This window comes from Brevibacillus fluminis (assembly GCF_052072235.1).
Taxonomy (GTDB): Bacteria; Bacillota; Bacilli; order Brevibacillales; family Brevibacillaceae; genus Brevibacillus_D; species Brevibacillus_D fluminis_A.
This window is the reverse complement of sequence record NZ_CM125436.1, coordinates 510,243-523,223: the sequence shown is the minus strand read 5'-3', so window position 1 is coordinate 523,223 and position 12,981 is coordinate 510,243. Positions and strand designations below refer to the sequence as shown.

The following is a 12,981-nucleotide window of genomic DNA, read 5'->3' as shown; positions in this document are numbered from 1 at the left end:
ACCATTATACCCGTGCCGTTCCCCTATCGCAAGAAACCCCGTCGCTTTACCGCATGAAAACATTTTTCAGGCTATTTCAGCTTCAACAATGCCAGTTTTCCTTTGCAGCGTCCGCATACATAGCGCGCCGGGTCCATTTTCCGCTTCCGCTTATAGCTCATCCCGCAGTCTTTGCACTTCAGCTCATAAAGGAACGGGCGAGCGCCAGGCTTAGCGCCGACGTGCTGGCAATATCGGCTGCCTCCCACCCGCTGGAGCAACGCCTTGAACTCCGGGTCAGCGTGCTTGTAGCCTTTCTTCTGCAGATGAAGGTGATAGTGGCACAGCTCGTGCTTCAGAATACCCAGCAGCTCCTCCACCCCATGCTCTTCCAAATGCTTGGGATTAAGCTCGATGTCGTGCGAGCGGAGCAAATACCTGCCTCCGGTCGTGCGCAGCCGACTGTTGAACCGCGCCTGATGGCGGAACGGCACCCCAAAAAACTGCAGCGAGATTTCCTGCGTCAACTGTTGCAACTCCTGATCGGTCACGTTCTCCCTCCTGCTGCATTTTCTTAATTTCCCTTGAATTCCGGCTAGGGAATACGCTACACTTGTCGATGAATCACTGTCGAAAAAATGGAGGCCCTTATGCGCTATTTATTGCTGAATGAACAGGATACGCTGCGTTTTGTCGCCCTGCCTGAATCATACATGTATCAATTGGTCGCTTTGTTGAAACGGCTGCACAAAGAGGTCGACAAGCTGACAATCGCTGATCGCCCTGCCCTGCCTGTCGTTCTGGCCGAAATGAGCCAGCTGGAAGTGGTATCCCCGACCTGTCGCATCGAGGAAGGACTCGAGTATGTGACCGATCTGGAGCAGCGCTTCGCCAAGCTCAAGGAAGAAAATTACCCGCTCATCTCCTTGTTGACGGAGATCCGCGCTCTGCAAGCCCAACTGGAATTTTTGCGTGAAGAAGAATAGTACGACAGGGTAACCGCCATTGCGGCATTCGCATACACTGCTGGTAGCTTACGATACAGCAGGAGGTGCCTTCATGCCACAATGGATGCGTAGGCAACTGCAACGGGCCTTTTTCGGGAAAGACGTGAGGCAAATCCGTTTATTAAACAGTTGTTGGTTCCTGTATCTTGAAAAACACGGCGACCGTTCTCAGCAATAGGACGGTCGCTTTTTCATTTTCCTTGCATGGAAAAGCCGCGCTTGCAGCCTACGCCGGGCCGACCAACGTCAATCCGACACGCTGTCGTTTTTCGTCAATGTCCAACACCCACACATCGACAATATCCCCAACCGCCACCACATCCAGCGGATGTTTGACAAATCCTTTTTTCAGCTGCGAAATATGGGCAAGCCCGTCGTTTTTTAGACCGATGTCGATAAATGCGCCAAAATCGACCACATTGCGCACGGTGCCCTGCAGCTTCATGCCTTTGACCAAATCGGTCAGCTTCAAAACATCCTGGTGCAAAAGAGGTTTAGGCAGCTCATCGCGCGGGTCGCGGCCTGGGCGAAGCAGGCTGTCCACGATATCTTTCAGTGTCGGCTCGCCGATAGCCAGCTGCTCGGCCATGCGTTTGAGATCGACGCCAAGCAAGCGATCGCGGCATTCGTCGCTGCCCAGCTGATCCGGTTCGATGCCTGTCGCCTTCAGCAGCTGATACGTCGCGTCATACGATTCCGGGTGGATCGGCGTTTTGTCCAGCGGATTCGTGCCATCCATCACGCGCAGAAAGCCGATGCACTGCTCGAACGTTTTGGCTCCGAGCCGCGGCACTTTTTTCAGCTGGGCGCGCTGAGTGATCCGTCCATTTTCTTCACGAAACTTCACGATATTGCTAGCCACCTGTTTGCTGACGCCTGACACGTACTGCAAGAGAGAGGGAGAAGCGGTGTTCACATCGACGCCAACATGGTTTACCGCCGATTCCACGACAAATTGCAGGCTCTCGGCCAAGCGGGATTGCGAGACGTCATGCTGGTATTGCCCCACCCCGACCGATTTCGGATCGATCTTCACCAGCTCCGCGAGAGGGTCTTGAATGCGGCGGGCAATCGAGACGGCGCTCCGCTCCGCTACGTCCAGCTCCGGAAACTCTTCCTTTGCCAGCGGCGAGGCGGAGTACACCGATGCGCCGGCCTCGTTGACGATGATATAAAAAATCTTGCGGTCGATTTCCTTCAGCGTATCGGCGATGAACTGCTCGGTTTCCCGGGACGCCGTGCCGTTTCCGATCGTGACCAGCTCGACGTTATACTTGTCGATCAGCGCCTTTACTTTCTTCCGCGCTTCTTCCACTTTGTTATTTGGAGGAGTCGGATAGACGACAGCAACCTCAAGCAATTTCCCCGTGTCATCCACGACCGCGAGCTTGCAGCCTGTCCGGTACGCAGGGTCGACGCCGAGCACGACCTTTCCTTTCACAGGCGGCTGCAGCAGCAAGTTGCGCAGATTTTCCGCAAAAATATGAATGGCCCTCTCCTCAGCCGCTTCCGAAAGCTGGGCGCGCACTTCCCTTTCGATGGAAGGGGCGATCAGGCGCTTGTACGCATCATCGATCGTAGCCTCCAGCAGCTCTTTGGCTACGGTCGGCTTTTTGATCAGCCTGCGCTGGATGAAGCTGCGGATCTCTTCTACAGGAGCCTCGATGGTCACTTTGAGAATCCCTTCATTTTCGCCCCGATTGATCGCCAGAACGCGGTGCGGCACAACTTTTTTCACCGGCTCGGTATAAGCGTAATACATTTGATAAACGTTTTTGCCGTCCTCCTCCGCTTCCTTTTGCTCGGTGGTGAGGACGCCTTTTTGATAGGTTGTTTCCCGAATCCATTTGCGGATGTCGGCATCGTCGGAAATTTGCTCGGCAATGATGTCACAGGCTCCGCTGATGGCTTGCTCGGCCGTTTCCACTTCTTTTTCCGGATTGATGTAACGCGCCGCTTCAGCCAACGGATCACCGTCCCGCGGCAGGCTCATCAAATAGTTGGCCAGTGGCTCCAGCCCTTTTTCCTTGGCGACAGTCGCACGCGTGCGGCGTTTTTGCCGGTAGGGGCGATACAGATCCTCCACCTCCTGCAGTTTCGCCGATTGGTTGATCGCGGCGCGCAGCTCGTCCGTCAGCTTGCCTTGCTCCTCGATCAGGCGCAGCACCTCTTCCTTGCGCACGCTGAGGTTGCGCAAGTAGCGCAGGCGCTCTTCGATGTCGCGAATTTGCGTCTCATCCAGCTGTCCGGTCATTTCCTTGCGGTAGCGTGCGATGAAAGGAACGGTGTTGCCCTCATCCAGCAACCCGATCGTCTGCTCCACTTGGCCTTGCTTGATTTGCAGCTCGTTTGCAATCGTATGTATCATCAAGCTCATTTCCATCAGCCACATTGCCTCCCGTAAGTTTATTAGCTGTAATATTGTACCACAAACGCATTTCGCCGCGTCGGTAAAACAAAAAACTCGACATGAGCTTCTCTCATTCGAGTTGACTTTTCCTTATCGTTCCACGAGATCACCGCTATCGATTCGCATCGCTTCCCGCAGCTTCATCAAAGCGCGCCGTTGCAAGCGCGACACATGCATTTGCGAAATGCCGAGCAGATCACCCGCCTGCTTTTGGCTCAGGTTTTGATAGAAGGTGAGCTGAATGATTTCCTTTTCTCTTTCATTGAGCACATGCAGCACTTTTGTCAGCATAAGCTCCCGTTCCACGCGCTGATAGCCTTCGTCCGGCTTGCCCACCAAATCGAGCAGCGTCATCGAGCCGCCTTCCTGGTCCGCATCAATTTCATTATCCATGGAAAGCGCCTGATAGCTTCGGCCCATCTCCATCGCTTCCAGCACATCTTCCTCGCTCACTTGCAAATAGTTGGCGATGTCGCTGATTTGCGGAGATCGCTGCAGCTCGATCGTCAGGGCATCCACCGCTTTTTTGATGCGGGGGCTCAGCTCCTTGATTCGGCGCGGAACATGAACACTCCATGTCTTGTCACGTATGTATCGCTTGATTTCTCCGACAATCGTCGGCACGGCAAAGCTTTCAAAATTACGGCCGTACGATTCATCGTATCGCCTTAGCGCTGCCAACAGCCCGATCATCCCTACCTGGCTGAGGTCTTCCACCGATTCTCTCCCTTTGGCAAAACGGCTCGCAAGCGACAGAACCATATCGCCAAATTGAGTTATTAGGCAATTCTGAATATCTTCAGTGGGCTCGCATTGGAATTTCTTGATCAATCGGTATATTTCGTCGCGGCTAAATCTCTGTCCTTGTGTATGCATCGACATCTTCTGCCACCCCGTCTCGCTGCACATACTTCACCATCGATACCACAATTCCTTGATCATTCCGCACGTCAACTTCATCCATCAAAGAATGAATGAGAAAGAGCCCAAGCCCCCCTTCCGTCAGCGTTTCAATGCTCGCCTCCCGATCGATCGGCCCCATTTTCATTTTTTCCCGCTCCGCATCAAAACTGACCCCATCATCCGCGACCTGGATCAGCAAACGGTCACAAAACAGCTGGCATTGGATGCGGATGCTGCCTTCCTGCTCCAGATAGGCATGCTGGACGGCATTCGTGCACGCCTCTGCTACTGCCAGCTTGACATCCTCAATGTCGTCATAGGTGAGGCCAGCGCGATTGGCAACACCTGATACAAGCAAACGAGCGACCCCTATGTACTCCAATCTGGCAGGGATCGTTAAATCGATCACATCGGCAGAACCGTTTATGTTCATTTCGTTTCCTTTCCTCCTTCAGACGACACAATGGTAAGAATATCCTTCAAGCCGGTAATCTGAAACAACCGATCGATCCGCGACGGAATCCGGCGCACCAGCATGCTGCAGCCGCTTTGTTTGGATGCCTTCAACGCTCCGATCAAAACGCCGATTCCGGTGCTGTCCATGTACGTGACCTCAGCCAGATCAATCGTTACAGATGCAAAGCGATTGCTCAGGATAATCGGCGTCAAACGCTCGCTCACCATCGGTGCTGTATACGCATCCACTTCTCCTTGCAAAAACAAGATTACTTCGCCTTGCTCATTTTCCTGCTCCCGCATCGTCAAATTCATATCTATCCCCCCTCTTAGCGAGCGTATTATCACCATGCGGCTTTAAAGCCGATGAATGATGATCATCGTATAGTCATCCTGCAATTCGAAATTGGACAGGAGCAGCAAGCGCCGGTAAATCCGGTCAGCCATCTCCTGCGCCGAGAGACCGATTTCAGCATGCAGGTAAGGGAGCAGATCCTCGCGCTGGAAATAGCGTGTCCCGATCTTCCGCTCGATGACCCCGTCTGTCATCAAGATAAGCATGTCCCCGCTTTCCAGTGCCACTTCCTTTTCGCTGAAGCCCGTTTCCGGCAGCATGCCCAGGACCAACCCTTTGCCTTCCAGATCGGTAAACTTCTCTTCACGCGCGCAAAACAAAAAACCTGGCTCATGTCCCGCTACCGCATAACGAAAACGGTGGCGCATTGTATCGTATCGGCCGAACAACATGGTGACAAACATGCTGGGATCGATGTTCCGTTCGACAACCCGATTCAAATGGTGGAGCATCCGTCCTGGCTTGACACTGGATTCATAAAACGAATCCATCGCAAATTTGATCATCGACATACAGAGGGCGGCTGGCATCCCTTTTCCAACGATGTCGGCAATCGCAACGCTGAACGCATGATCCTCGCGCTGCACAAAATTATAATAATCCCCGCTCACCTGATTCGCCGGAACATGCACGACCCCGATGTCGAGACCAGGGAAAGCCGGCACTTCATCAGGAAGCATCGTTTGCTGCATCGCGACGGCGATTTCGAATTCCGCTTCCATCTGCTTTTGCCGCGAGCGCAAGCTTCGATTTTCCCGTATCGCATTTCCGTACTCAATCATGATTTCCGTCAGCATTTCAAAAGACGCGCGAATCTCCTCAGAAACCTCCGTCTTTTTTGACAATGCCCCCAAATGAAGCTCAATAACCTCTTCCGGCGTCACATTTTCCGCGAGCAGCCATTTGCTCAGCTGCTGCCCGAGATAAAGCTGGTTTTCTCCGCCCCCCTGGAGGTACGCCTGCAAGATCTCCTGATACTGAGTCAGCAGGTTTTCTTTCTGCATTGCTGCTCCTCCTGTCCTAATCGCGCCACTTCACGATTTCAACCCGTGTTCCTTTGCCTGCCTGACTTTCAATCGAAAACTGATCCATCAAACGCTTGACTCCCGGCAGTCCGGCGCCAAGCCCACCCGAGGTGCTGTATCCGTCTTCCATCGCCTTTTTTATATCTCGAATGCCTTGCCCCTGATCCTCGGCAACGATCGCCAATCCTACTTTTCCTTCTTTTTCAATGATATTAATTTTTACGCTTCCACTATCAGCGTACAGGTAGATGTTACGGGCCAGCTCTGAAATCGCAGTTGCAATACGGGACTGAAAAATCATGCCATATCCCAAATCCTTCGCCAGTTTTCGCCCCATTTGCCTGGCTGTTACAATATCCTGCTCGGTAAGAATTGGGATACAGTATGGCATCTCCATATTCGTAAGGCGCTCCTTCCCGTCTCCTGTGGCGTAAAATGTTGTCACTTTTTGTCACCCAACTAGTACATTAAGTATACAACGTATTCTCTTAAAAAGAATAGGATTCGTTTCGATTTTCGTTTCCGTAAATCACGGAAATACTTTCCACATAAATATGCAGATCGACAAAAAAATTTTTAAACAAAAGAAAAAGAGCCACTTCCGGCTCTCCGTTAAAAATCGATTAATCCCAAACTGATTTGCAGGGATTCATTCACACGTTCCATCATTTCTTCGTCCAAATGTGTAATCTTATCAGTGAGACGCTGTTTGTCTATGGTCCGAATCTGTTCAAGCAAAATAACAGAATCGCGGTCAAAACCATAGGTTTTCGCATCAATTTCCACATGCGTCGGCAACTTTGCCTTCTGAATCTGGGCCGTTATCGCTGCTACGATAACCGTAGGACTGAACCGATTGCCAATATCGTTTTGAATCACTAATACTGGTCGGACGCCCCCTTGTTCGGAGCCTACCACAGGGGAAAGATCCGCGAAAAAAACATCGCCACGTTTTACAATCACACGTTACACCCCGCTTACTAAGCGGTCCAAGGTGAGATCAGCTTCTTCTTCAGCTCCGAATGCTTCCGACGCCATTCTCAAATTGATTTTTGCCATTTCCATATATCCTTTTTGCATCGTCTCACGAATGAAACGTTTCTTACGCTCTTTTAAATATAAACTCATCGCTTGGCGTACAAATTCACTCCGATTGGACTTCTCTTTTTCTATAACCCCGTCTACTTCCTGTAGTAAATTTTGCGGCAAGCTGATCATGATGCGTTTTGTATTTGGCTTAGACAAGACAAATCCACCTCCAACCAATACCCACGGAAATAAAAGATTATACCGGACTTCCATTCGCGACAATACCATTATGTCGAACAAGATGCAAAAATATACCTCATACCTATTCGACTTTTTTACCTTAATTCCTGCTGAATCATGCAAGCGGATCGGTTAGAAAATTACATGCATCTTATCCCTTCACGATCCCTTGGCATATTTCGACACACTCGTAGTTTCGCAAATAGATTCTAGGCACGCGCGCATTCAGCATACACGGAACTTCATAATTGATGGTACCGAGGATCGCAGCAGCCTCATCAAGCGAAATCTCCTCGGCCCCTTGCTTCCCATACAGGACGACCTCATCACCGACACGGGCGTTGCCTTGATCAATCCGAACCATCGTCTGGTCCATGCAAACCCTGCCGACGACAGGCGCGCGCATTCCGTTGTGCAGCACGATGCCGCGGTTGGAAAATGCGCGGGAAAATCCGTCCGCGTATCCAATCGGCAATGTCGCGACCTGCTCCCCTGGCTGCGCCGTATATGTCGCGCCGTAGCTCACCGTAAACGGCTCCTCCGCCGTTTTCACATGCGCGATGCGCGTTTTCAAACTGAGCGCAGGGACAAGTTGAATATCTTGACGCTCTTTCAGGTATGGCGACGGGTATAATCCGTATAAGCTTATGCCCAGACGGATTGTATCATAACCCCATTCCGGAAAAACGATCGCAGCCGCTGAATTGCAGCAGTGCACCAATGGCAACTGATAGCCAATTTCGCGCAGCGCCGCCAGCATCTCTTGAAAGCGTTCATGCTGCGCATTGACATGGCTAGTATCCGGTTCGTCCGCACAGGCGAAATGGGTGAAGATCCCGGTCCAGGCGAGTCGCTTGGCAGCTGCCAGCGCTTCCGTCACCTCGAGCAATTCCGGAATCTCCCTTACACCGATGCGTCCCATGCCTGTATCGGCTTTCAAATGAATGCCGAGCGGCTTAGCCGGATTTTCGCTTTGCAAGAGCAGCCGATCCGCTTCGCGAATCCAGTCTGCCTGGTACGCGGTCAACTCTACGTCCCATCGGTGCGCCTTCTCCACACTGTCAAGCGGCGTGTATCCGAGCACCAGCACCGGTTCCGTGATGCCAGCCTTCCGCAAGACAATCGCTTCATCCAGCATGGCCACGCCCAGTGTGTTCGCCCCGGCCGCAATCGCCTCCCGGGCCACCTGTACAGAGCCATGACCATACCCATCCGCCTTTACCACTGCCATAATGCCCGTCTGTTTCGGGATATGCGCGCGAAACGTACGGACATTGGCCCTGATCGCATCAAGATTCACTTCAACCCATGTATCCCTGCAATATGGCTTCATCGTTTATCGCCTCTTATTTTTTCGCTGGAATAGGAAAATGCGCTCATTCAAATGAGCAAGAAAATCGCGCGACACCATGAGGGCCTCGCGTTTACCCGATAATCGATACATATGACGCCCTTCGATGATTGCTTCCACTTCATTGAGCGGAAAGGAGCGTTCCTTGCCGGAAATGGAGATGACCAAGTGAGATTTCGTCAGCGTATAGCGCGGCCGCAGCACAACTTTGTAAACAAACGGCGCCAAACCGACGACGGCAAATGCGATAACAAAAGCGCTTATTTTGAAAACAAGCGTTTGCGAATTAAACACCGCAGAAGCCAAAAGCATCCCCACTATGAAAACAACGGTCTCTAAGATGCGCAACCCGAACGATTTGCGCAATAACAAATCCTTATACTGAGCTTCCGCTTGATACAGAATTTCGTCCGTTCCTTTTTTCATAGATTCTTTCTCTCACCTCATCATTTGCTATGCGTATCTTATCCTTTTTTGCCACGGCGTGTCAATGAACAAAGACTGTCACTCCCCCGGTAAAATCAAGGATTCGAAAATGATTGGGCAACCTTGGAAAAAATTAATTGACAATGATTATCATTTGATTTTACATTGATAATGATTATCAAACTCAACAAATGACAAGGAGGAGAAACTTTTGAACAGGCACTATTTATCTTGGGCAGCACTTATTCTCGTTTTCGCGTTACTCGCTACCTCTGTTGTATCGGCAAGCGGCTCTGCGAATCGCGCCAGTGCGGCAGCGAAATCAAAGATCGGTTTTTTGGCTTACTGGCACAGCATGCCGAACGATCCGGGCGAACGCACAGAGAGCGCACGCATGGTCGCCGAACTGGAAAAGAAAACGGGAATTCCCGGTTATTTCGTCAGCCACATGCCGCTCGCGACCTGGTGGGACGGGATCAGTTACCTCGAAGCCAAAGGGGTTAACCAGTTTATCGTCATTTATATGGACAACCAGCCAACCTACGGCTCTACGCTGACCGATGTCGTGCAATGGATGCTGGATCTGCCTGGCGGACGGGCTCCGGGCAAAGATGTCCCGAACGGCTGGGGGACGGTGATGCCTTCTTCCATTGATCCGGAGAAGTATGGCGACGTCGTCTCCTATATGGGCGAAACCCACTACAAATTCAAGACGTTCTCCAACAGCGTCTTCACCTTTACGACCACGCCGGGCGATCCGGGCGATACCGCGTTGGACTCCCTCGAAAATCAGGTCCGCGAAGCGCTGAAAGCAAACAAGATCAAAAATCCGGCAAAAGTCTCGATCATGCTGGTTGACCACGGCGCAAGCGTCGATGAAGTCAACCAGCGCTGGGTCGACTACCGCCAAACACAGGCAGATGCGCTGAAGGAACGCCTCGGACTGAAGCGTGCCGGCGCTTTTAACATCCGCGAAGACTGGCCGAATCTGTGGCCCGAATCCGTTGCCGCCATCGTCGATACCGCAAACACGTGGGCAAAAGACAGCACCGTCATCCATGTGCCTGTAAGAGAGATGGGCCGCGTAGGGGGTTCTTCCACCCCGCAAATTTTGGCTGAATTCGAGAAAGCAAAATGGAAATATGCGCCGGCCATGCTCGAGGTTGAAAAGAACAAGGAACTTTTAACGGACTGGGCTGTCGCTACGATCAAAGGTGCGGTTGCGCAGATCAAAAAGAACAAGCCGAAGGAAAACGGCTTCTACGGCCGGACCGCTGCCGGCGTTGAAGGCGGCATCGAATCTGTCACAATGAATCCGAGCGATGGGTCAGCAAATGGCGGCACCGGGGATGGCGGGCATCATCATATGGACGCCAGCGATGAACCTGAAGAAGAGCCCCTTGCGGAATAAGCCTAGCGGAACTCACTGATCTGTTTGCCGATGGTGAAAAGAAAAGAACCAGAGTCCAACTCGACTCTGGTTTTATTTCTTGCAGTTTCTTTCATTGGTGTTGCAGTGGATACGGCTTTCACACAGGTTACTGACGGTTATTCCAGCGGAACAAGATTGCGATCATCTCGACAATCGTCGCCATATTAATACGCCTCCCTTGAGACGCTCCCTATCAAAGCCGTTACAATCGGTACAGTCCTAACCATATTGCCTGATGTAACAGGTAAAAGTTCGATTTTTTCGCAATGACAGCTTGCAATCGTGGTACATCGCTTCGTTGCGTTGATGAGAGCTTTGGATCAAAAAACGGATTTTTTGTCTTTACGCATCCACTTGCTTCTATTGTAATCATCCGTATTTTCCCATGCAAATCGGCAACCCCCGCAAAAAATGGCGCTATCTCGCATGAAAGCGGTGACAATATTAACCAATGCTAATGAGCTCATTGATTCGTTGGAATCCTCACGATTTGGCTCAATCGCGCGTGCATTTGCAAATTGGACAGCTTGGATTCTCGTGTTCCGCTTAGAAAACGCGGCTTGTACTCATACAAAAAGCCCCCTGCTGAGAAGCATGGCACCAATCGGTCGAATCGCAGACTCACGGTTCGGGAAAATGCGAATGACTCTTTCCCGCCGGTGAATTCCTTCGTCCAGCCTTTCAATCGAGTTCGTTGTACGCAGTCGTTTTCAGAAGTGTATCTGGCACCGTTGCCAAACTTATTTTTTACGGAATCACATGGATGCAACCACGAAAAAACGCTGCAAGATGACGTGCACAAACATGTCCGTGCGATTCTGGGTTCCCAGTATTTTAGCCACACGGACGTTTCTGGACGAAACCAAAGTCCATTAAGTATATAAGGCAAATAAATACAATTATATAAAATCATTGAAATTCACACCAAATTTATGCATAATGGTAAAAGTTGTATAAAATTATATTAAGGGAGATGCTTAGCCTTGAAAAAGATCACGTCTATTGTTTTGAGCCTATCGTTGTGCTTAGCTGCCTTGGGTAGCGTATCAGCAGAAGGGAAGAAATCAATCAAAGCGGAGGATTCAGCAGATTTAAATGCCCTTTTTCAAAGAGCCAAAAATAATGTAACAGATGTTCAACTGGAGAATGCACCCAAGGCTAAGCTCAATGGTAACGGTAGTTCTAAAAACATTCGAGTTTATACAACCACTGTACGTAATGAAAAAACTTTAAAAGCTTTTAACGACAGTCTACCGTCAGAAGAATATACTACCTATTCTTTTGTCATAATTCCTAAAGAAGAACTGGAAATGACGACAAATCAAATTACACCATATGGTTCAAAAGACGATGATATTTGGGATAGCGCATACGGATTGCACGCATATTCAAAGTATAGTTGGACAAGTACACAAGATATAAATGGGTTACCATATGTAAAACTAACTAGTTGTTCGGGTGGATGGGAACTTGCGGATAGTTCATACACTCTTTCCAACCGAAAGGTTATATTTGGTGGTTCTGGTGGCGCCATGGATAGCAATGGGATTCCGATGGTATCGCCAGCTAAAAAGAAGGTAAACGATACACTTACATCCAATACTTTTAGTATGAGTGCAGATAGCAACTGGCCTGCTTTTCAAAAGACCAACGCATCTTATGGTGTTATCACGTACATAGACTATAAGAGAGGAACAAAAACTTATACTCTTCAGTTAGATAATCAAAATTGAGAAGTTAGAAACAAAATGTCGATAACAAGTTTAATAGTTATCGACATTTTGTATTAGTTTCAATCTTTGTCTTTTCAAAAGTTAGGAAAGAGGGAGAATTTATGACTAAACATGCTAATAATCTGATGAGACTAATAATGTACCTCATTATGTTACTGATTTTAACCAATTGCAGTAGCAAAGAAACCCAAAAACATGTTTATTCGTTTTATGGAGAAAGTCAACATTGGAGCGCAGAATTAAGCGTTGATGCTATCGAGGAATTTAGTAAAGGGGATGTAGGCACTAATTATAATTCAGAACAAACGCGAAAATTCACAGTAACATATAAGGGGGATTTGTCAGAGTTATCAAACATTAAAAAAATCGAGTATTCATATCAAGTTGAAGGAGTCGGAGGGGGGGCCTATCAAGATGATTTTGCTTCGCCCCCTACTCAAAAGGTTTTTACCTTTGAATCCTCTGATAAAGGAGGAGCCATTATAGGCGAGAATCAAGTGGTTAAGGCTACTGTCATCGTAGATGGGGTAAAGGAAAACTTGGAACTAACAATAAAAAAGAATAAATAAGAAAGGATGAATAAAGAAGCCCACCATCAAGAGGGGCTGTTGACAAAATGGGTTAGGGATTTTTGT

Annotated in this window: 16 protein-coding genes and 1 pseudogene; 5 read left to right on the top strand and 12 right to left on the bottom strand. The window is 49.6% G+C overall.

Annotated elements, in window-relative coordinates; all coding sequences use genetic code 11:
- Positions 1 to 71: 71 nt before the first annotated feature.
- On the bottom strand, positions 72 to 530 hold the full coding sequence (locus ACTID9_RS02960) for a SprT family protein (RefSeq protein ID WP_441069769.1): 459 nt from the start codon (positions 528 to 530) through the stop codon (positions 72 to 74).
- Between the two features lie 99 nt (positions 531 to 629).
- Here ACTID9_RS02960 and ACTID9_RS02955 point away from each other — a divergent pair, with 99 nt between their 5' ends.
- Together ACTID9_RS02955 and cmpA are read left to right on the top strand one after the other, a co-directional pair.
- Positions 630 to 965, top strand: coding sequence for a hydrolase/acyltransferase (locus ACTID9_RS02955; RefSeq protein ID WP_122916891.1), 336 nt, complete (start codon positions 630 to 632; stop codon positions 963 to 965).
- Positions 966 to 1,038: 73 nt separating this feature from the next.
- Positions 1,039 to 1,164 (top strand): cortex morphogenetic protein CmpA, encoded by a 126-nt coding sequence (cmpA, locus tag ACTID9_RS02950; RefSeq protein WP_122916890.1) that lies wholly within the window; start codon positions 1,039 to 1,041, stop codon positions 1,162 to 1,164.
- 48 nt (positions 1,165 to 1,212) lie between these two features.
- Here the strand turns inward: cmpA and ACTID9_RS02945 are convergent, their stop codons facing one another.
- The 10 genes from ACTID9_RS02945 to ACTID9_RS02900 all read right to left on the bottom strand — a co-directional run bounded on the left by ACTID9_RS02945 (position 1,213) and on the right by ACTID9_RS02900 (position 9,181).
- Positions 1,213 to 3,369 (bottom strand): Tex family protein, encoded by a 2,157-nt coding sequence (locus ACTID9_RS02945; RefSeq protein ID WP_441069768.1) that lies wholly within the window; start codon positions 3,367 to 3,369, stop codon positions 1,213 to 1,215.
- Positions 3,370 to 3,486: 117 nt separating this feature from the next.
- Entirely contained in the window at positions 3,487 to 4,272 is a 786-nt protein-coding gene (gene sigB, locus ACTID9_RS02940; protein WP_441072379.1) for an RNA polymerase sigma factor SigB, read from the bottom strand.
- A complete protein-coding gene (rsbW, locus tag ACTID9_RS02935; RefSeq protein ID WP_441069767.1) occupies positions 4,247 to 4,732 on the bottom strand; it encodes an anti-sigma B factor RsbW in 486 nt (161 codons plus the stop codon). Before rsbW ends, sigB begins: the two co-directional genes overlap by 26 nt.
- The gene (locus ACTID9_RS02930; protein ID WP_441069766.1) at positions 4,729 to 5,070 is read right to left on the bottom strand and encodes an STAS domain-containing protein; all 342 of its coding nucleotides are present in this window, start codon (positions 5,068 to 5,070) and stop codon (positions 4,729 to 4,731) included. The genes rsbW and ACTID9_RS02930 overlap by 4 nt, the downstream gene beginning before the upstream one ends.
- Positions 5,071 to 5,112: 42 nt before the next feature.
- The gene (locus tag ACTID9_RS02925; protein ID WP_441069765.1) at positions 5,113 to 6,114 is read right to left on the bottom strand and encodes a PP2C family protein-serine/threonine phosphatase; all 1,002 of its coding nucleotides are present in this window, start codon (positions 6,112 to 6,114) and stop codon (positions 5,113 to 5,115) included.
- Positions 6,115 to 6,130: 16 nt separating this feature from the next.
- Positions 6,131 to 6,532 (bottom strand): anti-sigma regulatory factor, encoded by a 402-nt coding sequence (locus tag ACTID9_RS02920; protein WP_441069764.1) that lies wholly within the window; start codon positions 6,530 to 6,532, stop codon positions 6,131 to 6,133.
- Between the two features lie 215 nt (positions 6,533 to 6,747).
- A complete protein-coding gene (locus tag ACTID9_RS02915) occupies positions 6,748 to 7,098 on the bottom strand; it encodes a type II toxin-antitoxin system PemK/MazF family toxin (protein WP_122916883.1) in 351 nt (116 codons plus the stop codon).
- Positions 7,099 to 7,101: 3 nt separating this feature from the next.
- Complete coding sequence (locus tag ACTID9_RS02910) at positions 7,102 to 7,353, bottom strand: CopG family ribbon-helix-helix protein (protein ID WP_122916923.1); 252 nt, start codon at positions 7,351 to 7,353, stop codon at positions 7,102 to 7,104.
- 202 nt (positions 7,354 to 7,555) lie between these two features.
- A complete protein-coding gene (gene alr / locus ACTID9_RS02905; protein ID WP_441069763.1) occupies positions 7,556 to 8,737 on the bottom strand; it encodes an alanine racemase in 1,182 nt (393 codons plus the stop codon).
- 3 nt (positions 8,738 to 8,740) lie between these two features.
- Positions 8,741 to 9,181: a hypothetical protein gene (locus tag ACTID9_RS02900; protein ID WP_441069762.1), complete on the bottom strand. Its 441-nt coding sequence runs from the start codon at positions 9,179 to 9,181 to the stop codon at positions 8,741 to 8,743.
- 211 nt (positions 9,182 to 9,392) lie between these two features.
- On the opposite strand from ACTID9_RS02900, the gene ACTID9_RS02895 reads away from it, so the two are divergent.
- On the top strand, positions 9,393 to 10,592 hold the full coding sequence (locus ACTID9_RS02895) for a hypothetical protein (RefSeq protein ID WP_441069761.1): 1,200 nt from the start codon (positions 9,393 to 9,395) through the stop codon (positions 10,590 to 10,592).
- A 587-nt stretch (positions 10,593 to 11,179) separates the two neighbouring features.
- On the opposite strand, the pseudogene ACTID9_RS02890 reads toward ACTID9_RS02895, so the two are convergent.
- Positions 11,180 to 11,320: pseudogene (locus ACTID9_RS02890) on the bottom strand (transposase); the annotation flags it as partial.
- A gap of 276 nt (positions 11,321 to 11,596) precedes the next feature.
- Between ACTID9_RS02890 and ACTID9_RS02885 the strand changes: the two are divergent.
- Positions 11,597 to 12,346 (top strand): hypothetical protein, encoded by a 750-nt coding sequence (locus tag ACTID9_RS02885; RefSeq protein WP_441069760.1) that lies wholly within the window; start codon positions 11,597 to 11,599, stop codon positions 12,344 to 12,346.
- Between the two features lie 101 nt (positions 12,347 to 12,447).
- A complete protein-coding gene (locus tag ACTID9_RS02880; protein ID WP_441069759.1) occupies positions 12,448 to 12,915 on the top strand; it encodes a hypothetical protein in 468 nt (155 codons plus the stop codon).
- Positions 12,916 to 12,981: the final 66 nt, after the last annotated feature.